The organism is Micromonospora chokoriensis (genome assembly GCF_900091505.1).
Taxonomy (GTDB): Bacteria; Actinomycetota; Actinomycetes; order Mycobacteriales; family Micromonosporaceae; genus Micromonospora; species Micromonospora chokoriensis.
On record NZ_LT607409.1, the window covers coordinates 2,376,047 to 2,401,295 of the forward strand.

The following is a 25,249-nucleotide window of genomic DNA, read 5'->3' on the forward strand; positions in this document are numbered from 1 at the left end:
CGAGTCTACCCCCGATAACATGGTTGGGTGACTCCTGCAGAACTAGCCTCGGTCGTCCTTGCCGCCGCCCACGCCGTCTTCGAGCAGCGCGGGCTCGACCGCGCCGCGTTGCCGGCGAGCACCGTGGTGGAGCGACCGCGCAACCCCGAGCACGGCGACTACGCCTCGACGCTCGCGCTGCAGTTGAGCAAGAAGGTGGGCGTTCCGCCCCGGGAGCTGGCGACGGCCCTGGCCGACGAGCTGGGCCGGGCAGCGGGTGTCAAATCGGTGGAGATCGCCGGGCCGGGCTTCCTGAACATCCGGCTCGACGCGGCCGCCGCCGGGCAGCTCGCCCGACTGATCGTCGAGGCCGGCGCGGAGTACGGCCGCAGCGACCGCCTGGCCGGCGAGAAGATCAACCTTGAGTTCGTCTCGGCCAACCCGACCGGGCCGGTGCACATCGGCGGGGTGCGGTGGGCGGCCGTCGGTGACGCGCTGAGCCGGCTGCTGCGGGCCACCGGTGCCGACGTCGGCACGGAGTACTACTTCAACGACGCCGGTTCGCAGATCGACAGGTTCGCCCGGTCGCTGCTGGCCGCCGCCAAGGGTGAGCCGGCGCCGGAGGACGGCTACGGCGGGGCGTACATCGCGGAGATCGCCACCGCGGTGCAGGCCCGTCGGCCGGAGGTGCGCTCGCTCGACGACGACGCCGCCCAGGAGGTCTTCCGGGTCGAGGGCGTCGCGCTGATGTTCGACGAGATCCGGTCCTCGCTGCGCGACTTCGGGGTGGAGTTCGACACCTACTTCAACGAGAAGGACCTGCACGACCGGGGTGAGCTGGACCTGGCGCTGAACCGGCTGCGCGCGCAGGGGCACCTCTACGAGTCCGAGGGCGCGACCTGGTTGCGCACCACCGACTTCGGTGACGACAAGGACCGGGTGCTGCGCAAGTCCAACGGCGAGTGGACGTACTTCGCCGCGGACTGCGCCTACTACCTGGACAAGCGCGAGCGCGGCTTCGAGCGGGTCGTGATCATGCTGGGCGCCGACCACCACGGCTACATCGGCCGGATGAAGGCCATGGCCGCGTGTTTCGGCGACGACCCGGAGCGCAACCTGGAGATCCTCATCGGGCAGCTGGTCAACCTGCTGCGCGACGGCGCCCCGATGCGGATGAGCAAGCGGGCCGGCACGGTGATCACCCTGGAGGACCTGGTCGAGGCGATCGGCGTGGACGCCGCCCGGTACGCCCTGGCCCGCTACTCCAGCGACTCCCCGATCGACATCGACATCGAGCTGTGGACGCGGGCGACCCGCGACAACCCGGTCTACTACGTGCAGTACGTGGCCGCCCGGACGGCGGGCGTGGCCCGTAACGCCGCCGAGGTGGGGCTGGTCCCGGGTGACGCCGACGCGTTCCGCCCCGAGCTGCTCGACCACGAGAAGGAGAACGAGCTGCTCAAGGCGCTCGCCGAGTTCCCGGCGGTGGTGGCGACCGCCGCCGAGCTGCGCGAGCCGCACCGGGTGGCCCGTTACCTGGAGGAGAGCGTCGCCGCCTCCTACCACCGGTTCTACGACAACTGCCGGGTGCTGCCGTTGGGCGACGAGGAGGTCACCGACCTGCACCGGGCCCGGCTCTGGCTGAACAACGCCACCCGCACGGTGATCGCCAACGGGCTGCACCTGCTCGGCGTGTCCGCCCCGGAGAGGATGTAGCCCGATGCGCGCTCACGAGGCCGGTGCGCTGCACGCGGACATCAGCAACCGGGGGCCGGCGTGGCTGCGTACCCCGGAGGACGTCAACGCCCTGCTGCCGACGCTGTGGCCGCGCAGCGTGACGCGCGGCGCGGACGGCGCGGTCGCCGTCGCGGGCCTGAGCGTCCGCGACATCGCGGCCGAGTTCGGCACCCCGGTGTACGTCCTCGACGAGGACGACCTGCGGTCGCGCTGCCGCGACTTCCGGGCGGCCTTCCCGACCGAGGACGTCTTCTACGCGGGCAAGGCGTTCCTCTGCCGGGCGGTGGTCCGGATGATCGCCGAGGAGGGCCTGCACCTGGACGTCTGCAGCGGTGGTGAGCTGGCCACCGCGCTCTCGGCCGGGATGCCGCCGGAGCGGATCGGCTTCCACGGCAACAACAAGTCGGTCGCCGAGCTGGGCCGGGCGTTGGACGCCGGAGTGGGCCGGATCATCGTCGACTCGTTCACCGAGATCGACAGGCTCACCGCGCTGGCCCGCGAGCGCGGGGTGCGGCCCCGGGTGCTGGTTCGGGTGACGGTGGGGGTCGAGGCGCACACCCACGAGTTCATCGCCACCGCCCACGAGGACCAGAAGTTCGGCTTCTCCCTCGCTGGCGGCGCCGCCGCGAACGCCGCCTTCAAGATCCTCGACGAGGGTGTGCTGGAGCTGCGCGGCCTGCACTCGCACATCGGCTCGCAGATCTTCGACGCCAGCGGCTTCGAGGTCTCCGCCCGCCGGGTGCTCGCCCTCCAGGCGCAGATCCGCGACGCGCGCGGGGTGGAGCTGCCCGAGCTGGACCTCGGCGGCGGCTTCGGCATCGCGTACACCACGCAGGACGACCCGGCCACCCCGCAGGACCTGGCCAAGCGGCTGCGCAAGATCGTCGACTCGGAGTGCGCGGCGGAGAACCTGGCCGTGCCCCACCTGTCGATCGAGCCGGGTCGGGCCATCGTCGGGCCGGCCGTGTTCACCCTCTACGAGGTCGGCACGGTCAAGACCCTCGACGGCATCCGGACGTACGTCAGCGTCGACGGCGGGATGAGCGACAACATCCGTACCGCGCTCTACGACGCGTCGTACTCCGCGACGCTGGCCTCGCGGGCCTCGACCGCGCAGCCGTTGCTCGCCCGCGTGGTGGGAAAGCACTGTGAGTCCGGGGACATCGTGGTGAAGGATGAATTCCTGCCCGCCGACGTGCAGCCCGGAGATCTTGTCGCCGTGCCCGGCACCGGTGCGTACTGCCGCAGCATGGCCAGCAACTACAACCATGTGCCGCGTCCACCGGTGATCGCCGTACGCGACGGCCAGGCACGCCTGATCGTCCGGCGGGAAACCGAAGAGGACCTGCTCGCATTGGATGTTGGATGACGTCACCTGTGCGCTTGGCGCTGCTCGGCTGCGGCACTGTCGGCCAGGAGGTGGTCCGCCTGCTGCACGAGCAGTCGGCCGACCTGGCCGCCCGGGTCGGCGCTCCGCTGGAGATCGCCGGCATCGCCGTGCGGCGGCTCGGCCGCGACCGGGGTGACCTGCCGGTCGACGAGAGCCTGTTCACCACCGACGCGCTCGGGCTGATCAAGCGCGACGACGTGGACGTGGTGGTCGAGGTGGTCGGCGGCATCGAGCCGGCCCGAGGCTGGCTGGTCGAGGCGCTGCGCGCCGGCAAGAGCGTGGTCACCGCCAACAAGGCGCTGCTCGCCGAGGACGGCGTGGCCCTGCACGAGGCGGCGGCCGAGGGCGGCGGCGACCTCTACTACGAGGCGTCCGTGGCCGGTGCCATCCCGCTGCTGCGCCCACTGCGCGAGTCGCTGCACGGCGACCGGATCAACCGGGTCACCGGCATCGTCAACGGCACCACCAACTTCATCCTCTCCGCGATGGACGCGACCGGCGCCGGCTTCGCCGAGGCACTGGAAGAGGCAACCGCACTGGGGTACGCGGAGGCCGACCCGACCGCCGACGTCGAGGGCTTCGACGCGGCGGCGAAGGCGGCGATCCTCGCGTCGCTGGCGTTCCACACCCGGGTCGGCGCGGCGGACGTGCACCGCGAGGGCATCACCGAGGTGACCGCCGCGGACATGGCCAGCGCGCAGGCGATGGGCTGCACGATCAAGCTGCTCTGCATCGCGGCCCGGGGTGTCGACGCAGGCGGCCGGGAGACCGTCAGCGTCCGGGTGCACCCGGCGATGATCCCGCGCAGCCACCCGCTGGCCAGCGTCGGTGACGCGTTCAACGCGGTCTTCGTCGAGGCGGACGCCGCCGGGCAGTTGATGTTCTACGGCCGGGGGGCCGGGGGCGCGCCGACCGCGAGCGCGGTGCTCGGCGACGTGGTCGCGGTGTCCCGCAACCGGCTCGCCGGGGTGCGCGCGGCCAGCGAGAGCGCGTACGCGGACCTGTCGGTGCGGCCGATGGGCGAGGCGTTGACCCGTTACCACGTCAGCCTCGACGTGGCCGACCGTCCGGGTGTGCTGGCCGCGGTGGCGGGCGTGTTCGCCCGGCACGACGTGTCGATCGCGACGGTGCGGCAGGGCTCCGCGGGTGGGGCTCCCGGCCGGGACGGCGACGCGGAGCTGGTCATCGTCACCCACGTGGCACCGGACGCCGCGCTCGCCGCGACGGTGGGTGAGCTGCGCGGTCTGGACATCGTCCGGTCGGTGACGAGTGTGCTGCGGGTCGAGGGCGGCGCCTGAGTCGTTGGGCCATCGACGGGGCTGCTCGCGCGTCCCGCCAGGTGGGTTAGCCCGGGTCTGCCCTCGACAGCTCGGGCAACGTGGTCCAAGGTGGCCCCGACGAGGTCGGCGCACGGTGCCAGAGGCGAGGAGAGCGACATGTGGCGGGGTCTGATCGAGGCGTACCGGGATCGGCTGCCGGTCACCGAGGCCACGCCGGTCGTCACGCTGCACGAGGGGAACACCCCGCTGTTGCCCGCCCCGGTGCTGTCCGCCCGCATCGGCTGCGACGTGCACCTGAAGGTGGAGGGCGCCAACCCGACCGGTTCGTTCAAGGACCGGGGCATGACCGTGGCGGTGTCCAAGGCGGTCGAGGCCGGCAACAAGGCGATCATCTGCGCCTCCACCGGCAACACCAGCGCCTCCGCCGCGGCGTACGCGGCGCGGGCCGGGCTGACCTGCGCGGTGCTGGTGCCGCAGGGCAAGATCGCCCTGGGCAAGCTCGCCCAGGCGCTGGTGCACGGCGCGAAGCTCCTCCAGGTGAGTGGCAACTTCGACGACTGCCTCTCGCTCGCCGCGAAGCTGGCCCAGGACCACCCGGTCGCCCTGGTCAACTCGGTCAACATCGACCGGCTCCACGGCCAGAAGACCGCCGCCTTCGAGATCGTCGAGGCGCTCGGCGACGCGCCCGACATCCACTGCCTGCCGGTCGGCAACGCCGGCAACATCTCCGCCTACTGGATGGGATATTCCGAGGAGCGGGCCGCCGGCACCACCACCCGCACGCCGAAGATGTACGGCTTCCAGGCCGCCGGGGCGGCCCCGATCGTGACCGGCGAGGTGGTGCCGGAGCCGTCGACCATCGCCACGGCGATCCGGATCGGCAACCCGGCGAGCTGGACCAAGGCGCTGGACGCCCGGGACACCTCCGGTGGGTTGATCGCGTCGGTGACCGACCGGGAGATCCTGTCGGCGTACCGGCTGCTCGCCAGGGAGGTCGGGGTCTTCGTCGAGCTGGGCAGCGCGGCGAGCGTCGCCGGCCTGCTCCAGCAGGCCGCGGCGGGCGCGGTGCCGCCCGGTTCGACTGTCGTCTGCACCGTCACCGGCCACGGTCTGAAGGACCCGGAGTGGGCGATCTCCACGGCGCCGGCCCCGTTGACCATCGCGAACGACCCGATGGCGGCGGCCCGGGCTCTCGACCTGGCCTGAGCACGCCAGCGGCGACGGTGGGCCGCCCCCGGGGGCGGCGGGGGTTCCGGTGATCGAGTCCGGCACACTTTCACGTATCCCCGCCCGCATTCTCGTTCAGGAGTGAACCAGGCCGATGTCGCTGCTCGCCAGATTCAGCCTCGCCAACCGAGGGCTGATCGCCCTCATCGCGGTGGTGACCACGGTGTTCGGAGCGTTCGCCGTGCCGTCGCTGAAGCAGCAACTGCTGCCGTCGCTCGAGTTCCCGGCCGCGTTCATCGTGGCCGCCTACCCCGGTGCCGGTCCCGAGATCGTCGAGTCGCAGGTGACCGAGCCGATCGAGAACGCCCTCCAGGGCATCCCGGGGCTCGACAAGATCACCTCCACGTCCCGTGAGGGGTCGGCCACCGTCCAGGTGACGTACGAGTTCGGCACCGACCTGGACGACGTGGTCAACAAGATGCAGACCGCGTTGAGCCGGATCGACGCCCAGCTGCCGGAGAGCGTCGACCCGCAGGTCATCGCGGGTAGCACCGACGACCTCCCGGCCGTGGTGCTGGCCGCCGCCGGCACTGCCGACGGGCGCGCGCTCGCCGAGAAGCTGCGCGCGACGGTCGTGCCCGAGCTGGAAAGCATCGAGGGGGTACGCACCGTCGAGGTGACTGGCACCCGCGACGACGTCGTGGTGGTCACCCCGGACCCGGCGAAGCTGGCCGCCGCGAAGATCCAGCCGACGGCGATCGGCGCGGCGTTGAAGACCAACGGCGTGGCGGTTCCGGCCGGCGCGGTGACCAGTGGGGCGTTGGCGCTCCCGGTCCAGGTCGGCGCACCGATCGGCACCATCGAGGACCTGCGTGGCATCGTGGTCGCCCCGGGCGCGGCACCTGTCCGTCTCGGCGACGTGGCGACTGTCGAGCAGCAGCTCGCCCCGGCCACCGCGATCACCCGTACCAACGGCAAGGACAGCCTCGGCATCGCCGTCACCGCCTCGCCGGACGGCAACGCCGTGCAGATCTCGCACGAGATCCGCGACCGGCTGGCCGACCTGAAGGACGCCTCCGGCGCGGAGCTGACAGTCGTCTTCGACCAGGCGCCGTTCGTCGAGAAGTCGATCGAGTCGCTGACCACCGAGGGCCTGCTGGGCCTGGTGATGGCGGTCATCGTCATCCTGGTCTTCCTGCTGTCGGTGCGCTCGACGGTGGTCACCGCCGTCTCCATCCCGCTCTCCGTGCTGGTGGCGCTGATCGTCCTGTGGATCGGTGACTACTCGCTCAACCTGCTCACCCTCGGCGCGTTGACCATCGCGGTGGGCCGGGTGGTGGACGACTCGATCGTGGTGTTGGAGAACATCAAACGCCATCTGGAGTACGGCGAGGAGAAGCGGCACGCCATCATCACCGGCGTCCGCGAGGTGGCCGGCGCGGTGACCGCGTCCACCCTCACCACGGTGGCGGTGTTCGCGCCGATCGCGCTGGTCGGCGGGTTCGTGGGTCAGCTCTTCGCGCCGTTCGCGATCACCGTGACGGTGGCCCTGCTCGCGTCGCTGCTGGTGTCGCTGACCGTGATCCCGGTGCTCGCGTACTGGTTCCTCAAGCCGCGCGGCGGCACCGCGGACGACGAGGCGGTGCGGCGCGACGCGGAGGAGAAGGAGTTGCGCAGCCCGTTGCAGCGGGCGTACCTGCCGGTGATCGGCTTCGCCACCCGCAAGCGGTCGACCCGCTGGATCACCGTCGGGCTCGGTCTGCTGGTGCTCTTCGGCACGTTCGGGCTGGCGCAGAAGCTGGAGACCAACTTCCTGGACGACTCCGGCCAGGACACCCTGAACATCAGCCAGGAGTTGCCGGCCGGCAGTGGGCTGGCGGCCACCGACGCGGCGGCCAAGCAGGTCGAGTCGGTGCTGTCCCGCACGGACGGCGTCGAGACGTACCAGGTGACCGCCGGCGCCGGGGACAACCCCTGGGCGGGCGGCGGCGGCAACAACGTCGCGAACTGGTCCCTCGCTCTCGACGGTGACACCGACGCCAAGCAGATGCGTGAGGTGCTGCGTAAGGAGTTCGACAAGCTCGGCACGAGCGTGGGTGAGATCAGCTTCGGTGGTGGGCAGGAGGCGTCGACCAGTCGGCTCGAGGTCATCGTTCAGGCCTCCGACCCGGAGGTGCTGACCCGGGCGGCCGAGGAGGCGCGGGCGGCGATGGCCGGTGTGCCGGACGTCGAGGACGTCTCCACCAGCCTGGCCGAGCGGGTGCCGAGGGTCGACGTGACTGTCGACCGGGTCGCCGCCGGTCGGGTCGGGCTCACCGAGGCCGCTGTCGGGCAGTTGGTGTCGCAGGCGTTCCGGGGTGCGCCGCTCGGGCAGGTCGCGCTCGACGGCCAGCAGCAGAACGTGGTGCTGCGGCTGGGCACGCAGCCGCCGGTGACAGTGGAGGAACTGCGGGCGTTGCCGGTGGGTCCGGTCAAGCTGGACGACATCGCGGACGTCACGCAGGGCGAGGGGCCGCAGCAGGTCACCCGGATCGACGGCGAGCGCAGCGTGTCGGTGAGCGGCACGGCGACCGGGTCGAACCTGGGCGCGACGAGCAAGGAGTTGCAGAAGCGCCTGGACGGCATCGACGTCCCCGGTGCCAGCTTCACCATCGGTGGCGTCAGCGCGGATCAGGCCGACGCGTTCGGTGACCTGGGCCTGGCGGTGCTGGCCGCCATCGCGATCGTCTTCCTGATCATGGTGGCCACGTTCCGTAGCCTCACCCAGTCACTGATCCTGCTGATCTCCATCCCGTTCGCGTCGACCGGCGCGATCGGTTTGCTGCTGATCACCGGGACGCCGCTCGGCGTACCGGCGTTGATCGGTGTGCTGATGCTGGTCGGCATCGTGGTGACGAACGCGATCGTCCTGCTCGACCTGATCAACCAGTACCGTGCGCAGGGCATGGGGGTCCGGGAGGCGGTGGTCGAGGGCGGCCGACGCCGGCTGCGTCCCATCCTGATGACCGCGGTGGCGACCATCTTCGCGCTGCTGCCGATGGCGCTCGGGTTGACCGGCGAGGGCGGCTTCATCTCGCAGCCGCTGGCGGTCGTGGTGATCGGTGGTCTGCTCAGCTCGACGTTGCTCACGCTGATCCTGGTGCCGACGCTGTACACGATGGTGGAGCACACCAAGGAGTCGCTGCGGAACCGGCGTGATCGGCGGCGCTCCGGCGAGCCGGTGGTGGACGGAGCGGAGGCCGACGAGGCAGCAGCCCCGAACCAGGTCGCGGTGCCCAGCGGCGCGCCCGCCCCGGCGGCGACCGAGGGTACGCCGCAGGCGGCCCCGCGTCCCGCCCCGTCGGGCGCGTTGGTGGAGGGCACGGACCAGTTCGAGGTGCTGCGGCTGCCCCGTAGTCGTACCTCGCCGCTGCCTCCGTCGGAGCCGACCGAGTAGGTCCGACCCCAGCACGGAACGCCCCCGGCAGGGAGCTGCCGGGGGCGTTTCCGGCTTCGCCGGCCACGACACTCCGATCCGACCGCGCCTGCACGGCCTGTCACTTCTTGCATACTCCAGGTAAACACGTGGAGGGTGCGAGTGACGCAGGACGGGCGGACGGCCGAGGGTGCGCGCGGGTGGGGGCGGCGCGACCTGCTGCGCCGCAGCGTCCTGGTCGTCGGTGGCGGGGCGGTCGGCGCGGGGGCCTCCGAACTGTGGTGGACCACCCACCGACGGGCGTCACTCGCCAGCGGCCCCGCCGGCGCGACCTCCGGCAACCGGCACCAGGACGTCGGCGCCGGCAGGGTGGAGGTGTTCTGGTCGGGGCCGACCCGGGAGCGACTGGTGGCCCTCACCTTCGACGACGGCCCCGCACCACAATGGACGCCGATGGTGCTCGACACCCTCGCCCGACACCGGGTTCCGGCCACCTTCTTCCTGGTCGGAGCGCAGGTCCGGCGGCATGCCGGCGTCATCCGTGACCGGCTCGGCGGGCACGAGGTGGGCAACCACAGCTGGGACCACCGGGACCTGGCCACGCTGGACACCACCGAGGCGTACGACGATCTGCGCCGCAGCCACGACGCCATCGCCGACGTGACAGGCACGCCACCCCGTCTGCTCCGCCCTCCGTACGGCCACCTGGGCGGGGCGGTGCTGCACGCGGCTGCCCGGCTGGACTACCGGCTGGTGCTCTGGACGCTGCAGATGGTGGAGCGTGAGTTCCCCCACGATCCCGCCGGCCACGCCCGACGCATCGTGGACGACGTCCGACCGGGAACGATCGTGCTCGGTCACGATGTCGGCGCGTCCCGGCGGCTGGTCGCACTGCGTGGCCTGGCCGACATGATCAACGGGCTGCGGGCGCGCGGCTACACCTTCGTCACCGTCTCTGCCCTGCTGGGAGCAGGCGTGCCGCCCACCCCGACCGGGTAGGGTGCCGCTCCGTGGCGTCCACCCTCTCGGTTCTGACCGGCAATCGGAGCTTCCGCAATCTCTTCCTCGCCGAGTTGGTGGTCTTCGGCGCCGACTGGTTCGTCATGGTGCCGCTGCTGGTCCTGCTGCCGCACCTGACCGGCAGCGGAGTCTGGGGCGCACTGGTGTTGGCGGTGGACACCGGCATCGTGGCGCTGCTGCTGCCGTACACCGGCACGATCGCCGACCGCTTCGACCGGCGGAAGATCATGATCGCGGCGAATGTGGCCGCGCTCGCGGGCGTACTGCTGCTGCTCGGCGTCCGGGGCGCGGGCACCGCGTGGCTGGCGCTCGTCGCGATCGGTGTGGTGGCGGTCGCCAAGGCGTTCTACTCGCCGGCCGCGCAGGCCGCGCTGCCCAACGTGCTGGAGCCGGACGAGTTGGCCGCCGGTAACGCCGTGGCCGGTTCCGCCTGGGGCACCATGACAGTTGTCGGCGCGTCACTCGGTGGGGTGCTCAGCACTGTCGCCGGCCCGTACGCCTGCTTCTGGGTGGCGGCGGTGGGCCTGGTGATGGCCGCGGGCCTCGCCACCCGGATCCGCCGGCCCCTCCAGGCGCCCCGGGACGCCGACCGGCCGGCCCAGCGGACCTGGGCGGCGGTCCGCGAGGCGCTCGGCTACATCGGGCATCGGCCTCGGGTGCTTGCGCTGGTCACCGTGAAGTCGGCCGTCGGACTGGGCAACGGCGTGCTGACCGTGTTCCCGCTGCTGGCCGGCGTGTACGGCGTGGGCCCGCTCGGCGCCGGCCTGCTCTTCGCCGTACGCGGAGCAGGGGCGTTGGTGGGCCCGATCCTGATGCGTCGGGTGCTGACCAGGCGCGCCTGGCTGCTGCCCGGGCTCGCGCTGTCCATGTCGTTCTACGGCCTGTCCTACCTGGGCGCATCCGTGGCCCGATGGTTCCCGCTGGTGCTGCTGCTGGTCTTCGTGGCGCACTTCGCGGGCGGCAGCAACTGGGTGATCTCCAACTTCGCCCTCCAGGGTGAGGTCCCGGACCACCTGCGTGGGCGCGTCTTCGCCACCGACATGATGCTCGCGACGCTGGCGATCTCGGTGAGCCAACTGGCGGTGGCCATGGTGGTCGACGTGGTGGACGAGCGGGTCGTGCTCGCCGGCTGCGGGCTGATCACCGTCGTCTACGCCGTCGGCTGGCGGATCGCCACCCGTCGGCTCTCGCTCACCGACCCGGCCACCGACCCGGTCGCGGGCGCCGCCGGCTGAACCCGGCAGGCCCCGCGGGTTCCCAGGCTGCGGACGGGCGCCCGGACCGTCGGTGCCGGGCCCTAGCATGAGCGCGTGCCGACGAACTTCACCGCCGGGCCGGTCCGTGTCCGGGTCCCCGCGACCAGCGCCAACCTGGGCCCGGGCTTCGACGCGTTGGGTCTCGCCCTCGGGCTCTACGACGACCTGGCCGCCGAGGTCACGTCGGGTGGGGTCCGGGTGACGGTGACCGGGCAGGGTGCCGGCGAGCTGCCCGACGACGACCAGCACCTGGTGGTGCGGGCCATGCGTGCCGGCTTCGACGCGCTCGGCGTCCAGCCCGACGGGTTGAGCGTGGAGTGCGTCAACCGGATCCCCCAGGCGCGCGGGCTCGGCTCCTCGTCCGCCGCGATCGTCGCCGGGGTGTTGCTGGCCCGCGCGCTCGTCACCGACGGGGATCACCGGCTGGACCAGGCCGGTGTGCTCCGGCTGGCAGCCGAGATCGAGGGTCACCCCGACAACGTCGCGCCCTGCCTGCTCGGGGGCTTCACCGTGGCCTGGTCCGAGTCGACAGGTGCCCGGGCGGTGTCAGTGCCGGTCGCCGAGGGGGTGCGGCCGGTCGTCTTCGTGCCGGCGGAACGCGGGTTGACCGCCACCGCACGGGCCGCGTTGCCGGCATCCGTCCCGCACGGCGACGCCGCGTTGACCGCCGGACGGGCCGCGTTGCTGGTGCACGCGCTCACCACCGACCCGGCCCTGCTGCTGCCCGCCACCGTCGACCGGCTCCACCAGGATTACCGTGCAGCCGCAATGCCGGCCACGTCTTCACTGGTCAGCGCGTTGCGAGCGGCAGGCGTGGCGGCTGTGGTCAGTGGGGCCGGCCCGACTGTGCTGGCGCTCAGCGAGCCTCCGGCGAGCGTTCAGACGGGAACAGACTGGGAGATCTGGCAGTTACCGATAGACGTCAGCGGCGCTCGGGTTGCTCGGGGTAGACTGGGACACGCCGAGCGGGACCCTGTTGCCGCAGGTCGGAAGAGTTGATTACGCTCTAGACCTAGCACAGCCGCGAAGCACGCGATCTCCTGCGGGGCGGCGCACCCCCGAAGCTCTCGGCGGTCAGTCCGTCAACCCCTGCCAAGGCCCACGCCGCGCCGCAGTTTCCACAGGTCGCCGCAGACGGCGAGACCTGCTCACCGACGTTGGTGAGTCGGGATACCACCGGCTGCTGTGTCACAGACTCCCGCGACGCGTCCTTGCGAGGCGGGTGCACCGAGGCCGCCCGGCCACCTAAGTTCCGACTCCGGGCAGTCCCGGCCTTATCGAGGGAAGGAATCCATTGAGCGACACCACCGACGTGACGTCGGATGTTTCCAACGTCGCTGGCGATGCCACCGCAGCCGCTCCCGCCCGTCGTCGGCGTAGCGGCACCGGTCTGTCGGCGATGCTGCTGCCAGAGCTGCAGAGCCTGGCTGCGTCGCTCGGCATCTCCGGCACGGCTCGCATGCGCAAGGGCGAGCTGATCGCCGCGATCTCCGAGCGGCAGGGCGGCAACGCCGCCGGGACCCCTCGACCGCGGGCCGAGGTCGCGGCCGCAGCCGCTCCCACCCGTGAGGGTGTCCGCGCCGAGGTGCGGGAGACCGCCGACCGGCCGGCAGCCGAAGGGCGTGGCGCCGAGCAGGCGTCGGCCGAGCCGGCAGCCGAGACCGAGGGCCGTGGTCGCACCCGGCGGACCCGGGCCGCAGCGGCCGAGTCGCGCGCGGCTGAGTCGCGTCCGACCGAGTCGCGTGCGGCCGAGTCCCGTGCGGCGGAGTCGCGTCCGACCGAGTCGCGTACCGACGAGGCGGAGGCCACCGAGCGGACCGACCGTGGCGAGACCCGCCGCGAGCGTGCCGAGCGTCCGGAGCGTGGCGAGCGTGCCGATCGTGGCGAGCGTGCCGATCGTGGCGAGCGTGCCGACCGTGGTGACCGTGCGGACCGTGGTGAGCGGGGCGAGCGGGGCGAGCGGGGCGAGCGGGCCGACCGTGGTGAGCGGGGCGAGCGCAACGATCGTGGTGAGCGTGCGGACCGTGGTGAGCGGGCCGACCGCAACGACCGCAACGACCGTTCGGACCGGGGCGACCGCAACGACCGTAACGACCGCGGCCAGCGTGCCGAGCGGGACAGTGACGACGACGACGGCGAGGGCGGTGGCCGGCGTGGCCGGCGCAGCCGTTTCCGGGACCGTCGCCGGGGACGCGGCGACCGCGCCGAGGCCGGTGCTGACACCGGTGGGCGTGAGCCGCAGGTCGGCGAGGACGACGTGCTCGTCCCGGTGGCCGGCATCATCGACGTGCTCGACAACTACGCCTTCGTACGGACGACCGGTTACCTCGCCGGCCCGAACGACGTGTACGTCTCGATGTCCCAGATCAAGAAGTACGGCCTGCGCCGCGGTGACGCGATCACCGGTGCGGTGCGGGCGGCCCGCGAGGGCGGCAACAGCGGCGACCAGCGGCGGGACAAGTACAACCCGCTGATGCGGCTGGACACGATCAACGGGATGGAGCCGGATGAGGCCCGGCGCCGGCCGGAGTTCTACAAGCTCACCCCGCTCTACCCGCAGGAGCGCCTGCGTCTGGAGACCGAGCCGCACATCCTGACCACCCGGGTCATCGACCTGGTCATGCCGATCGGCAAGGGCCAGCGGGCACTCATCCAGTCGCCGCCGAAGGCGGGTAAGACGATGGTGCTGCAGGCGATCGCCAACGCGATCACCCGCAACAACCCGGAGTGCCACCTGATGGTGGTGCTGGTCGACGAGCGGCCCGAAGAGGTCACCGACATGCAGCGGTCGATCAAGGGCGAGGTCATCGCGGCCACGTTCGACCGTCCGCCGCAGGACCACACCACGGTGGCCGAGCTGGCCATCGAGCGGGCCAAGCGCCTGGTCGAGCTCGGGCACGACGTGGTCGTGCTGCTCGACTCGGTGACCCGGCTCGGTCGGTCGTACAACCTGGCGGCTCCGGCCAGTGGCCGGATCATGTCGGGTGGTATCGACTCCACCGCGCTCTACCCGCCGAAGCGCTTCCTCGGCGCGGCCCGCAACATCGAGAACGGCGGGTCGTTGACCATCATCGCCACGGCGCTGGTGGAGACCGGGTCCATGGCGGACACGGTCATCTTCGAGGAGTTCAAGGGCACCGGTAACGCGGAGCTGAAGCTGGACCGGAAGATCGCCGACAAGCGGACCTTCCCGGCCATCGACATCAACCCGTCCGGTACGCGTAAGGAAGAGGTCCTGCTCGCACCCGAAGAGCTGGCCATCATCCACAAGCTCCGGAAGGTGTTGCACTCGCTGGACTCGCAGGCCGCCATGGACCTGCTGCTGGACCGGCTCAAGCAGTCCCGCACCAACATCGAGTTCCTGATGCAGATCGCGAAGTCGACGCCGGGGGAGTAGCCATCCCCGCGTGACCGACGACGAAAGGGCACGGCCGTCATGGCCGTGCCCTTTCGTCATGTGCCTGCCGCATGTCGATCGGCCGTCGAGCGGCCTGACCCCACCAGGCCTCCCACGCATCCTTTGCTCTGCCTATGCGGAGGCGCCAGTGTGGACCGTGGGGTGGTGCGCCCGCATCAGCAGAGCAAAGGCGGGCCGCAGGATGGTCGGCCCCCCGGCGGCCTCGGCCGGGGGCAGCGCGAGGCATGCCCGGACGGCGGGTCGCGGGAGCCGCACCGCGGAGCACGGGCAGGGGCAGGGTGACCAGGTCGTCAGGCTGTGGCGAGGCAGCCGCGTGCAGAGGCCCGCACGGCAACCTCAGAAGTCGCCGTCGGCCACCTGGAAGACGGTGAGGCCGAGGGCCCGCCACATCTGGACCACCTGGACGCGGTCGTCGAAGACGCCGGCCACCCGGTAGGTGTCCCGGATCTCCCGGTCGTAGATCTCCCGCTTGACGATCGAGTCCTTCCGCGTGTCGCCGACTGCCCGCATGTACAGGCCGAGGTGGGGGACCCGGACGTGCCGGGCCAGCCACGCCTCGGTGGCCGCGCGTACGGAGTCGTCCCTCCCCGAGCAGAAGACCACCCCGTACCCGGCGGCGTGCATCGCCCGGACCGCCGCGATCACCGCCGTGTTCGGCTCGTCCTCGCCGACCCGGGTCATGTCGTACGGGCTGCGGGACACCGCCAGCGCGACGGTGCCGTCGATGTCCACCAGGACGATCTCCGCTGGCTCGGTCGACGGCGGATGGACCACGGCGGGGCGTCCGGTGCGGGCCTGCGGCACCGGCAACGGCAGCGCCCGCCCCTCCAGGTAGCGCTCGTGCAGCCGGCGAATCGCCTCCTCGCCGACCTGGTCGGCTGCCGGGCGTGCGGCGTCCCGGCGCAGGCACTCGGCCAACGGCACGTCGGTGAAGTCGTGCACCTCGAAGTCCGCGCCGTGGCGGGCGGCCAGATCGGCCCAGCCCCGCAGGGCCCGCGCGCGCAGGTTGGTGTCGTCCACGCAGACGTCCGCGCGGGCCCGCAGCAGCGCCTCGACCTGAGCCCGTTGGACGACTGTCACCTGGGCCTCGGCCCACTGGGTGAGGAGCCGCTCGCCGTGCAGCATCCGGCGCAGGTCGTCCCGGTTGACCCGGACGACGGACGGCTGGAGGGTGCGGGCGAACGTCGTCTTACCCGAGGCGGGCAGCCCTCGGGTGGCGATCAGGCGCGTCATCGGCGAACCTCCGGCTCGGCGGGCGTACCCCGTTCGGGGTACCCGGCGGCGCTCCGCCGGGTGGGCGAATGCCGCGCCGGGCGGCGGGAATGCGGATGGGGAGGCACGTGTTGACGATGCCGGACGAGGTGTGCGGCCCGATTACCGGGTCGGCGCAGGCCCATGGCACACTGGTCAATCGGCCACCGGTTCCGGTTCACGCCCGAGCCCGTCGCGTACGGCGCGACGAGCGATGACGGCGACCCGGCGACCACCAACGAGAGGACCGAGGCGAGATGAAGGCAAACATCCACCCGGAGTACACGACCACCGAGGTCAGCTGCTCCTGTGGCAACACGTTCACGACCCGCAGCACCGCCAAGGGCGGGGCGATCCACGTCGAGACCTGCAGCGCCTGCCACCCGTTCTACACCGGTAAGCAGCGCGTTCTCGACACCGCCGGCCGGGTCGCGAAGTTCCAGCAGAAGTACGCCAAGGTTCAGGCCAAGAAGGCCAAGTAACTCTTCGTTCGGCGCCCGTGTCCGGTTTCCCGCCGGACACGGGCGCCGTCCGTGTTTCACCCAGTTTCCGCCCGGCCGCCGGCCAGTCCGGCCCGCCGCGCGCCCTCGAAGGAGCATCCGCAGCATGAGCAGCGAGCGTCTGGCCGGCCTCCTCGACGAGTACGCGGAGCTGGAGAAGCGGCTGGCCGATCCGGCGATCCACGCCGACCAGGCCACCGCCCGCAGGGTCGGCCGCCGGTACGCCGAGTTGGTGCCGCTGCACAAGGCCGCCGGTGAGCTGGAACAGGCTCGCGCCGACCTGGTGGCGGCTCGCGAGCTGGCCGCCGAGGACGCCTCCTTCGCGGCTGAGGCGGAGTCCATCGCCGCGTCCCTGCCGGTGCTGGAGGAACGCCTCGCCGAGCTGCTCATTCCCCGCGACCCGCATGACGCCAAGGACGTGATCGTCGAGATCAAGGCCGGCGAGGGCGGTGAGGAGTCGGCGCTGTTCGCCGGTGACCTGCTCCGGATGTACACCCGCTACGCCGAGCGGCACGGCTGGGTCACCGAGGTCATCGACGCACAGGACTCCGACCTCGGCGGGGTTAAGGACGTCTCCCTGGCGATCAAGACCAAGGGGGTGCCGGACGGCGGCAACGGGGTGTGGTCGCGGCTCAAGTGGGAGGGCGGCGTGCACCGGGTGCAGCGCGTCCCGGTGACCGAGTCGCAGGGCCGCATCCACACCAGCGCGGCCGGCGTGCTGGTGCTGCCCGAGGCCGAGGACGTCGACGTCACGATCGACCAGAACGACCTGCGCATCGACGTGTTCCGTTCGTCCGGCCCGGGCGGCCAGTCGGTGAACACCACCGACTCGGCGGTGCGGATCACCCACCTGCCGACCGGCATCGTCGTCTCCTGCCAGAACGAGAAGTCCCAGTTGCAGAACCGGGAGCAGGCGATGCGGATCCTGCGGGCCCGACTGCTCGCCAACGCCCAGGAGCAGGCCGACGCCGCCGCCTCGGACGCCCGCAAGGCGCAGGTGCGCACGGTGGACCGCTCGGAGCGGATCCGCACCTACAACTTCCCGCAGAACCGGATCACCGACCACCGGATCGGCTACACGGCGTACAACCTGGATCTGGCACTCGCCGGTGAACTGGACGGGGTGCTGGACGCTCTCACCGAGGCCGACCGCGCCGCCCGGCTCGCCGGCGACACCGAGCTGATCCGTCGCTGACCGCGACCGAGCTGACTCGTCGCTGACCGCGACCGAGCTGACTCGTCGCTGACCGCGACACCGCGCGGACCGCGCGGGTGATCAGCTCGCCCGTGGGCGGGACTTGGCGCGGAGCATCTCCCGGTCGGCCAGCTCGAAGGCGACGCTGAGCGCGTCGCGTAACCCGCTGCCGCCGGAGACCTCCGCGAAGCCGATGCTCACCCCGACCGGCGTCCCCGGCACCAGCGACTCCCAGTCCTCCAGTCGGACCGCGGCCTCGATGCGGCGGGCCACCTCGGCGGCCTCGGCCATGTTGGTGTCCGGCAGCACCACCACGAACTCGTCACCGCCGTAGCGGGCGACGAAGTCGCCCCGGCGCATGACCCTGTTGATGACGCCGGCGATGCGTTGCAGCACCAGATCGCCGGAGTGGTGCCCGTGCCGGGTGTTGACCGCCTTGAAGCCGTCCAGGTCGCAGACCCCGATGACCACCCGCTCGCCCCGGGTGACCACGGCGGTGATGTACCGCTCCAGCCGACGTCGGTTGGGCAGCCCGGTCAGCGGGTCGGTCAAGGCCTCACCCTCGAAGCGGGCCGCCTCGCGGCGCATCTCCTCGTGGTCGATCCGCGCGGCGATGCCGTCGATGTAGACGTCCCGCAGCCGGTCGTTGCGCTGGGCGGCGAGCCGGAACGACAGACGGTCGGCCCGGTGCGCCGCCACGTGGTCGCCGGCCCGGGTCAGCGCGATGCTGCGCAGCCGTGCCGGCTCGGCTGCCCCGAGCGTCTCGTTGGACACCCGGACGGTGTCCAACCGGGTGACGGCCTCGATCGGCCGTCCGTCGGCCACCGCGAGGCACACCTGGCCGAGTTGTCGCATGTCGCGTGCGCGGGCGCTGTCCCCACCGTGGCTGAGCAACCGGGCCGGCTGGGCGTCGCCGCTGGTCTCCACGTGGTCGCCGAGCGCCGCCTGCCGAGCCGCCGCGTAGCCGTACGCGGCGAGGCTGCTGGGGCGGAGCTGGCCGGCCCGCCCGGTGCGGACGAATCGGGCCAGGTCGGAGGCCACGTCCCGGAGCACCCGGAGGCAGCCGTCGCTGTCGCCGTTGTGGTCCAGTGCCACCGCGTTGCGCAACCGGATGCCCGGCGCGGCGAACGTCTCCTCCGGGATCCCGGCGGTCACCCCGAGCTGCCGGGCCCGCTCGATGGCCCCCAGGGCGTACCCGTGGAAACTGAGGTAGCTGTAGGCCATGGCCAGGTCGTGCCAGCCCCACGCGGTGTCCCGGTCCGGGTCCTCCACCGCGCCGAGGGCGCGGGCGGCGCGGACGAGGTGCATGACGCAGCGGTCCAGTGCGCCCTGGTGGTGGGCGGCGAGAGCGGCCAGCGCGTTGAGGTGCCCGTGCAGGTACGGCTCGGCGAGGTCGCGGACCGCCGAGGACGCCTCCTCGATGGCACGGGTGAACTCCGCGGTTCGACCGAGATTGATCAGCGCGGAGAGGCGCTGCACCATGGCGTCCGCTCGTGCCGCCGGGTCGGAGGTGGTGCGGATCACACGCTCCAGGAGGACGTACGCCTCCGCCGAACGGCTGGCCTCCTGCAACGCCCGGGCGCGCGTGAGCGCGTCAACCTGGTCCTCGACCCGGTCGAGCCAACCCACCCGCCAACCTCCTGCCGTGCGCCAGTGGCGCACCCGTTCGTCACGTCGCCCGCGACGCTTCATGATTATGTCGTGAGTACTTTGCCGCAACACCCCCCCGAAGGGACAGGTCCCGTCCGGCCGTCCGCCGCGGTGGCCCGGGCGGCCCGGGTGCTCGCCGCCGCCGGGATCGGCTCGGCGCGGGCGGAGGCGGAGTTGCTGGCCGCGTACGTGCTCGGGGTGCCCCGGGGGCGGCTGGCGCTCGCCGACGATCTCGACGTCGACCAGGTGGCGCGGCTCGACGAGTTGACGCGTCGGCGGGCCGGGCGGGAGCCGTTGCAGCATCTGACCGGCCGGGCCGGGTTCCGGCATCTCGAACTGTCGGTCGGTCCGGGTGTCTTCGTGCCCCGGCCGGAGACCGAGTTGCTGGCCGGGTGGGGCGTCGAGCAGGCGCGAGGGATGCCCGACCCGGTGGTGGTCGACCTGTGCAGCGGCTCGGGCGCGATCGCCCTGGCGGTGGCCCAGGAGCTGCCGGAGGCGCGGGTGGTCGCGGTGGAGCGGTCCCCGGCGGCGTTGGTCTGGTTGCGGCGCAACGCGGCGGAGCGGGCGAGGGCGGGGGACCGGCCGATCGAGGTGGTCGAGGCCGACGTGACCGCTCCGGATCTGTTGGCGGACCTGGTGGGCCGGGTGGACGTGCTGCTCTGCAATCCGCCGTACGTGCCGGACGCCGTGGTGGTTCCGCCGGAGGTGGCCGGACACGATCCGGCGGAGGCGGTCTTCGGGGGCGCGGACGGTCTGTCGGTGATCCGGCCGGTCGTCACCCGGGCGGCGGCGTTGCTGCGCCCCGGTGGCGCGTTTGGTGTCGAACACGACGACACGCACGGTTCGGCGGTGCCCGGGCTGCTCGCCGAGGACGGCGGGTTCAGTGCTGTGACCGAGCACCGGGACCTCGTCGGGCGGCCCCGTTTCGCCACCGCGTCCCGACGGGCGGACGGCCAGGACGCCCCGATCGGGGCGGCGTGGCAGACTGACTCCTCGTGATGCTCTACGACTGCCGGTCGCCCGCCGACCGGGACCGCGGCATCGCTGCGGCGATCGAGGCGGTCAAGAACGGCGAGCTGGTCGTCCTCCCGACCGACACCGTCTACGGGATCGGCGCGGACGCGTTCACCCCGTACGCGGTCAAGGCGCTGCTCGATGCCAAGGGCCGGGGCCGGCAGATGCCGCCGCCGGTGCTGATCGGCTCGCGGCACACCCTGGACGGGTTGGTCTTCTCGCTGCCCACGGCCGCCCGTGATCTCGTCGAGGCCTTCTGGCCGGGTGCGCTGACGATCGTGATCGAGCACTCGCCGAGCCTGCAGTGGGACCTGGGCGACAAGACGGGCACGGTGGCGGTGCGGATGCCGCTGCACCCGGTGGCGCTGGAGGTGCTGCGCGAGACCGGTCCGATGGCGGTGTCGTCGGCCAACAAGACCGGGCAGCCCGCCGCGGTGACCGCCGAGGAGGCGCGTGACCAGCTCAGCTACTCGGTGCGGGCCTACCTGGAGGCGGGGCCCTGCCCGGACCCGGTGCCCAGCACGATCGTGGACCTGACCGGTGAGGTGCCCCAGTTGCTGCGGGCGGGGGCGATTCCGTTGGAGAAGCTGCGGGACGTGGTGCCGGATCTCGTCGATGGTCGGGGGGTCTGAGTGCCCCCGTTCACGGTTCTGCACGTCTGCATGGGCAACATCTGCCGCTCGCCGATGGCGGAGCGGCTGCTCGCTCTGGCGGTGCGGGAGCGTCTGACGCGGCGTGCGGAGGATCCGGCCCAGGCCGAGGAGATGGTGCACAGCCACAGCGCGGGGACGGGTGGTTGGCACGCGGGTGAGGAGATGAACCCGCCGGCGGCACGACAGGTGACCGGCCGTGGTGGTGACGTCGAGGGGTTCGCGGCCCGCAAGTTGCGCTCGGACCACATCGACGCCGCCGACCTGGTCCTGACCGCGACCGCCGACCAGCAGGAGTACGTGGTGGCGCTGCGTCCGGACGCGGCGGCCCGCACGTTCGTGCTGGGTGAGTTCGGCCGGCTGTTGGCCGCTGTGGACACCACCGCGTTGCCGTCGGCCGAGGCGACCCCGGAGGCGGTGTACGCCCGGGGTGTGGCGTTGGTGGCTGCGGCCCACGATGCCCGGTTGGGGGCGTCGGCGCTGCCCACTGACGATCTGGACGATCCGTGGGGTCGGGGCGACCAGTGCTTCAGCCGGGTCGCCGACGAGATCGAGGAGACGGTCCACCCGCTGGCCGGCGCGCTGCTGCCCTGAGCGGGGTGCGAGTTTCCTCCGGGTTTGGGGAAAACCAGGGGCTAAAGGGGCATTCCGGGTCATTCTGAACGGGTCCTAGCGTGACCGGCTCCTGCGGGGAGAGCTGATGATCCGGGCCCATCTCGACAAACTGCTGACCGTGGTGATCGCCGGAGTGCTGGCCGGGTTGGTACTGGCCGCAGCCGCCCTCCCGGCGGCCCTGGTCTTCGGGATCGGCTTCAGCAACCTGTCCACGCCGTACTCGGAGCTGCCGAACACGCTCCGCACGCCGCCGACGGCGCAGCGCTCCAACCTCTACGCCAACGACGGCACCACCCTGATCACCTCCTTCTACCAGGAGGACCGGGTGGACGTGCCGCTGCACGAGGTGGCCCCGGTGATGCGCCAGGCGATCATCGCCGCCGAGGACGTCCGGTTCTACCAGCACAGCGGCGTCGACCTGCGGGGCGTGGTACGCGCCTTCACCGCCAACAGGAGCGGCGGCCGGACCGTGCAGGGCGCGAGCACGCTCACCATGCAGTACGTCCGCAACGTGCTCAGCAGTGATCCACGGCTGACCGAGGCGCAGCGGGTGGCCGCCACCGAGGTCACCACGGTGCGGAAGCTCCAGGAGATGCGGTACGCGCTCGCGCTGGAACGGGAACTCGACAAGGAGGAGATCCTCACCCGCTACCTCAACATCGCGTACTTCGGTGCCGGGGCGTACGGCATCGCGGCGGCCAGCAAGCGCTACTTCTCCCGGTCTCCGGCGGACCTGACCCTGGCCCAGGCGGCGCTGCTGGCCGGCCTGGTGCGGTCGCCGGACAGCGACGACCCGATCAACGGCGACGCCGACAGCGCGTTGGAGCGGCGGGCGTACGTGTTGGAGCGGCTGGTGGAGTCGGGTCAGGTGCCGGTGGACGTGGCGGCGGCGGCACGGGACGAGCCGTTGCAGCTGCAACCCAGCGAGACCCCGAACGACTGCACGGGGGTGCCCGAGACGCACAACGACTGGGGTTTCTTCTGCGACTGGTTCACCCGATGGTGGAGCAGCCAGGCCGCGTTCGGGGCGAGCGCCGACGAGCGCCAGCGCACGCTGCGCCGGGGCGGGTTCTCCATCGTGTCGTCGCTGGACCCGGTGGTGCAGCAGGCCACCACCGAGCAGGTGCTGAAGATCTACCGACCGGCGGACGCGGAGGCCGTGCCGACCGCCGTGGTGCAACCGGGCACGGGACGGGTGCTGGCCATGTCGGTGAACCGCGCCTACAGCGTGCAGGACAACCCGGTCGGGCAGAAGAACCGTCCGAACACCGTCAACCAGTTGGTGGCCGGTGGTGGGGCGATCGAGGGGTACCAGGGCGGCTCGACGTTCAAGCTCTTCACCATGCTGGCCGCGTTGGAGTCCGGTCTGCCGTTGTCGACCGAGTTCGTGGCGCCCACCCAACTGCTCACCCGGTTCCCGGTGACCGGGCAGGGGAGCTGCGACGGTCGCTGGTGTCCGTCGAACGCGAGTCCGTCGTCGATGGACGGCCCCCGCACCATGTGGAGCGCGTTCGGCCGTTCGGTGAACACGTACTTCGCGTGGCTGACCGAGAAGGTCGGCGCCGACCGGGTGGTGGAGATGGCCGAGCGGCTCGGCATCGTGCTGCGGGCCGACTCCGACGCCAACCTGGCCCGGTACGGCGCGAAGAACTGGGGTCCGTTCACCCTGGGCGTGGCCGCCACCACCCCGCTGGACCTGGCCACCGCGTACGCCACGGTGGCGGCCGAGGGGACCTGGTGCGCCCCGCTGCCGGTGGTCTCGATCACCGACTCGGGCGGTCGCCCGGTCGACGCCGCCAAGCCGGACTGCCGGCAGGTGCTCGACGCCGACGTGGCCAGGGCGGCCACCGACGCGGCGCGCTGCCCGGTCGGCGACCAGTCGATGTACGGGCGATGCGACGGCGCGACAGCGCCCCGACTGCGCGCGCAGGTCGGCCGTCCGGTGGCGGGCAAGACCGGAAGCTCGGAGCGGTACGAGGCGGAGACGGTGGTGGCGTTCACGCCGCAGTTGGCGGTCGCCTCGATGGCCGCGAACCCGGACGACCCCCGGGACGCGGTCGGTCAGGCGGTGCAGGCCCGGATGGTGGACGCGGTCGGCAAGGTGCTCGTCGTCGGCCTGCGCGACCAGCCGGTACGCGACTTCGTCCCGCCCAGCGAACGAACCGCCCTCCAACTCACCGGCCCCCGCACCGGCAACTGACCCGGGTCGGGTCAGGGGGATTGTTCGGCGTTGCGGGCTATGTTGCGGGCCATTCCGCCGAAGACCACCGCGTGGAACGGGGCCACCGACCCCCAGTAGGCGTGTCCGGCCAGGCCCCGGGGCAGGAAGACGGCACGTTGCTGGTACCGGCTGTGGCCGTCGTCGGCCGGCAGCACCCGCATCTCCAGCCAGGCCCGGCCGGGCAGCCGCATCTCGGCGCGCAGTCGCAGCAGCTCGCCCGGGACGATCTCCTCGACCCGCCAGAAGTCCAACGCCTCGCCGACCTGTAGGCGGTGCGGGTCGCGTCGGCCCCGACGCAGCCCGACCCCGCCGACCAGGCGGTCCAGCCAGCCCCGGACGGACCAGGCGAGCGGGAACGAGTACCAGCCGTGTTCGCCGCCCACACCTTCGACGACGCGCCAGAGCGCCGCCGGCGACGCGTCCACCGCCCGCTCCCGCACGTCGGTGTACGCGGTGCCACCGGACCATTCCGGGTCGCTGGGCAGCGGCTCCGCGGGGGCGTCCGGGCCGCTCGCCGTCGACCAGCGGGTCTCCACCTGGGCGTCGCGCACCTTGGCCAGGGCCAGCGCCACCGCCTCGTCGAAACCGGTCAGCCCGTCGGGTGGGTCGGGAACGTACCTGGCGATGTCGTGTTCGTGGGCGACCGCCTCGTGGATCAGGCTCTCCACCAGGGGACGGGCGATCGCGTTCGGCACCGGGGTGATCAGGCCGACCCAGTGCGAGGAGAGCGACGGGGTGAGCGGGCGGACCGGCAGGATGATCCGTCGGCGCAACCCGGCCACCCGGGCGTAGCGCTGCATCATGTCGAGGAAGGTCAGCACGTCCGGCCCACCGACGTCGAAGGCCCGGTTGACCTCCGACGGCAGCTCGACGCAGCCGGCCAGGTAGTGCAGCACGTCACCCACCGCGATCGGTTGGATCCGGTTGCGGACCCAGCGCGGGGTGATCATCGCGGGCAGCCGCTCGGTCAGGTACCGCAGCATCTCGAACGACGCCGAGCCGGACCCGATGATCACCGCGGCGCGCAGCACCGCTGTGGGCACCCCGCTGGACAGCAGGATCCGGCCCACCTCGGCCCGGGAGCGCAGGTGCGGGGAGGGGACCTCCGCGTCGGCGGCGGGCTCCGGCCCACCCAGGTACACGATCCGGCGTACGCCGGCAGCGCGGGCCGCCGTCGCGAAGTTGGTCGCCGCGGTCCGGTCGACCTCCTCGAAGTCGGGCCTACCCAGCGAGTGGACCAGGAAGTAGGCGACGTCCACGTCGGCGAACGCGGCCGGAAGGGTCTCCGGTCTGCTGAGGTCGCCCTCGACGATCTCGGCCGCGCCGGCCCAGGGCACGTCCCGCAGCCGCACGGCCTTACGGGCGAGGCAGCGTACGGTGTGCCCGTTCGCGAGCAGCAGGGGCGTCAGCCGCCCGCCGATGTATCCGGTGGCTCCGGTGACGAGGCATCTCACGGGTCCCAGTCTGCGGCCCCCCAGGGCCCGCTGCACA

The 25,249-nt window shown here is 72.1% G+C and carries 18 protein-coding genes; 15 read left to right on the forward strand and 3 right to left on the reverse strand.

Annotated elements, in window-relative coordinates; all coding sequences use genetic code 11:
* Window positions 1-27: 27 nt before the first annotated feature.
* From argS to rho, 9 genes are all read left to right on the forward strand, one after another.
* Complete coding sequence (gene argS, locus GA0070612_RS11275) at window positions 28-1,695, forward strand: arginine--tRNA ligase (protein ID WP_088987860.1); 1,668 nt, start codon at window positions 28-30, stop codon at window positions 1,693-1,695.
* 4 nt (window positions 1,696-1,699) lie between these two features.
* A complete protein-coding gene (gene lysA, locus GA0070612_RS11280) occupies window positions 1,700-3,085 on the forward strand; it encodes a diaminopimelate decarboxylase (protein ID WP_088987861.1) in 1,386 nt (461 codons plus the stop codon).
* A gap of 8 nt (window positions 3,086-3,093) precedes the next feature.
* Entirely contained in the window at window positions 3,094-4,404 is a 1,311-nt protein-coding gene (locus GA0070612_RS11285) for a homoserine dehydrogenase (protein ID WP_197699424.1), read from the forward strand.
* Window positions 4,405-4,542: 138 nt separating this feature from the next.
* Window positions 4,543-5,592, forward strand: coding sequence for a threonine synthase (thrC, locus tag GA0070612_RS11290; protein ID WP_088987863.1), 1,050 nt, complete (start codon window positions 4,543-4,545; stop codon window positions 5,590-5,592).
* Window positions 5,593-5,707: 115 nt separating this feature from the next.
* Window positions 5,708-8,989 carry an efflux RND transporter permease subunit gene (locus GA0070612_RS11295; protein WP_088987864.1) on the forward strand — a complete coding sequence of 1,094 codons (3,282 nt, stop codon included), beginning with the start codon at window positions 5,708-5,710 and terminating at the stop codon, window positions 8,987-8,989.
* Window positions 8,990-9,130: 141 nt separating this feature from the next.
* On the forward strand, window positions 9,131-9,967 hold the full coding sequence (locus GA0070612_RS11300) for a polysaccharide deacetylase family protein (protein WP_088987865.1): 837 nt from the start codon (window positions 9,131-9,133) through the stop codon (window positions 9,965-9,967).
* Window positions 9,968-9,978: 11 nt separating this feature from the next.
* On the forward strand, window positions 9,979-11,223 hold the full coding sequence (locus GA0070612_RS11305) for an MFS transporter (RefSeq protein ID WP_088987866.1): 1,245 nt from the start codon (window positions 9,979-9,981) through the stop codon (window positions 11,221-11,223).
* A gap of 75 nt (window positions 11,224-11,298) precedes the next feature.
* Complete coding sequence (thrB, locus tag GA0070612_RS11310; RefSeq protein WP_088987867.1) at window positions 11,299-12,243, forward strand: homoserine kinase; 945 nt, start codon at window positions 11,299-11,301, stop codon at window positions 12,241-12,243.
* Window positions 12,244-12,538: 295 nt separating this feature from the next.
* Complete coding sequence (gene rho, locus GA0070612_RS11315; protein ID WP_088987868.1) at window positions 12,539-14,641, forward strand: transcription termination factor Rho; 2,103 nt, start codon at window positions 12,539-12,541, stop codon at window positions 14,639-14,641.
* A 357-nt stretch (window positions 14,642-14,998) separates the two neighbouring features.
* On the opposite strand, the gene GA0070612_RS11320 is transcribed toward rho, so the two are convergent.
* Complete coding sequence (locus tag GA0070612_RS11320) at window positions 14,999-15,895, reverse strand: phosphatase domain-containing protein (protein ID WP_088987869.1); 897 nt, start codon at window positions 15,893-15,895, stop codon at window positions 14,999-15,001.
* A 275-nt stretch (window positions 15,896-16,170) separates the two neighbouring features.
* Here GA0070612_RS11320 and rpmE point away from each other — a divergent pair, with 275 nt between their 5' ends.
* On the forward strand, window positions 16,171-16,395 hold the full coding sequence (gene rpmE / locus GA0070612_RS11325; RefSeq protein ID WP_088987870.1) for a 50S ribosomal protein L31: 225 nt from the start codon (window positions 16,171-16,173) through the stop codon (window positions 16,393-16,395).
* 124 nt (window positions 16,396-16,519) lie between these two features.
* Window positions 16,520-17,608 (forward strand): peptide chain release factor 1, encoded by a 1,089-nt coding sequence (gene prfA / locus GA0070612_RS11330; RefSeq protein WP_088987871.1) that lies wholly within the window; start codon window positions 16,520-16,522, stop codon window positions 17,606-17,608.
* Window positions 17,609-17,689: 81 nt separating this feature from the next.
* Here prfA and GA0070612_RS11335 read toward each other — a convergent pair whose 3' ends face one another.
* The gene (locus GA0070612_RS11335; RefSeq protein WP_088987872.1) at window positions 17,690-19,237 is read right to left on the reverse strand and encodes a GGDEF domain-containing protein; all 1,548 of its coding nucleotides are present in this window, start codon (window positions 19,235-19,237) and stop codon (window positions 17,690-17,692) included.
* 72 nt (window positions 19,238-19,309) lie between these two features.
* Here GA0070612_RS11335 and prmC point away from each other — a divergent pair, with 72 nt between their 5' ends.
* From prmC to GA0070612_RS11355, 4 genes are all read left to right on the forward strand, one after another.
* Window positions 19,310-20,257 carry a peptide chain release factor N(5)-glutamine methyltransferase gene (prmC, locus tag GA0070612_RS11340; RefSeq protein WP_088987873.1) on the forward strand — a complete coding sequence of 316 codons (948 nt, stop codon included), beginning with the start codon at window positions 19,310-19,312 and terminating at the stop codon, window positions 20,255-20,257.
* Window positions 20,257-20,904 carry an L-threonylcarbamoyladenylate synthase gene (locus GA0070612_RS11345; RefSeq protein WP_088987874.1) on the forward strand — a complete coding sequence of 216 codons (648 nt, stop codon included), beginning with the start codon at window positions 20,257-20,259 and terminating at the stop codon, window positions 20,902-20,904. Before prmC ends, GA0070612_RS11345 begins: the two co-directional genes overlap by 1 nt.
* Window positions 20,905-21,516, forward strand: coding sequence for an arsenate reductase/protein-tyrosine-phosphatase family protein (locus GA0070612_RS11350; protein WP_088987875.1), 612 nt, complete (start codon window positions 20,905-20,907; stop codon window positions 21,514-21,516).
* Window positions 21,517-21,622: 106 nt separating this feature from the next.
* Window positions 21,623-23,737 (forward strand): transglycosylase domain-containing protein, encoded by a 2,115-nt coding sequence (locus GA0070612_RS11355; RefSeq protein WP_088987876.1) that lies wholly within the window; start codon window positions 21,623-21,625, stop codon window positions 23,735-23,737.
* 11 nt (window positions 23,738-23,748) lie between these two features.
* Here the strand turns inward: GA0070612_RS11355 and GA0070612_RS11360 are convergent, their stop codons facing one another.
* Window positions 23,749-25,212, reverse strand: a complete 1,464-nt coding sequence (locus GA0070612_RS11360; protein WP_088987877.1) for an SDR family oxidoreductase — start codon at window positions 25,210-25,212, stop codon at window positions 23,749-23,751.
* Window positions 25,213-25,249: the final 37 nt, after the last annotated feature.

Bases quoted from the DNA above. Each gene is read 5' to 3' on its own strand.
- GA0070612_RS11345 (WP_088987874.1), top strand. From the start codon at position 20,257: ATGCTCTACGACTGCCGGTCGCCCGCCGACCGGGACCGCGGCATCGCT.
- GA0070612_RS11355 (WP_088987876.1), top strand. From the start codon at position 21,623: ATGATCCGGGCCCATCTCGACAAACTGCTGACCGTGGTGATCGCCGGA.
- lysA (WP_088987861.1), top strand. From the start codon at position 1,700: ATGCGCGCTCACGAGGCCGGTGCGCTGCACGCGGACATCAGCAACCGG.
- prfA (WP_088987871.1), top strand. From the start codon at position 16,520: ATGAGCAGCGAGCGTCTGGCCGGCCTCCTCGACGAGTACGCGGAGCTG.
- GA0070612_RS11295 (WP_088987864.1), top strand. From the start codon at position 5,708: ATGTCGCTGCTCGCCAGATTCAGCCTCGCCAACCGAGGGCTGATCGCC.
- rpmE (WP_088987870.1), top strand. From the start codon at position 16,171: ATGAAGGCAAACATCCACCCGGAGTACACGACCACCGAGGTCAGCTGC.
- thrC (WP_088987863.1), top strand. From the start codon at position 4,543: ATGTGGCGGGGTCTGATCGAGGCGTACCGGGATCGGCTGCCGGTCACC.
- GA0070612_RS11320 (WP_088987869.1), bottom strand. From the start codon at position 15,895: ATGACGCGCCTGATCGCCACCCGAGGGCTGCCCGCCTCGGGTAAGACG.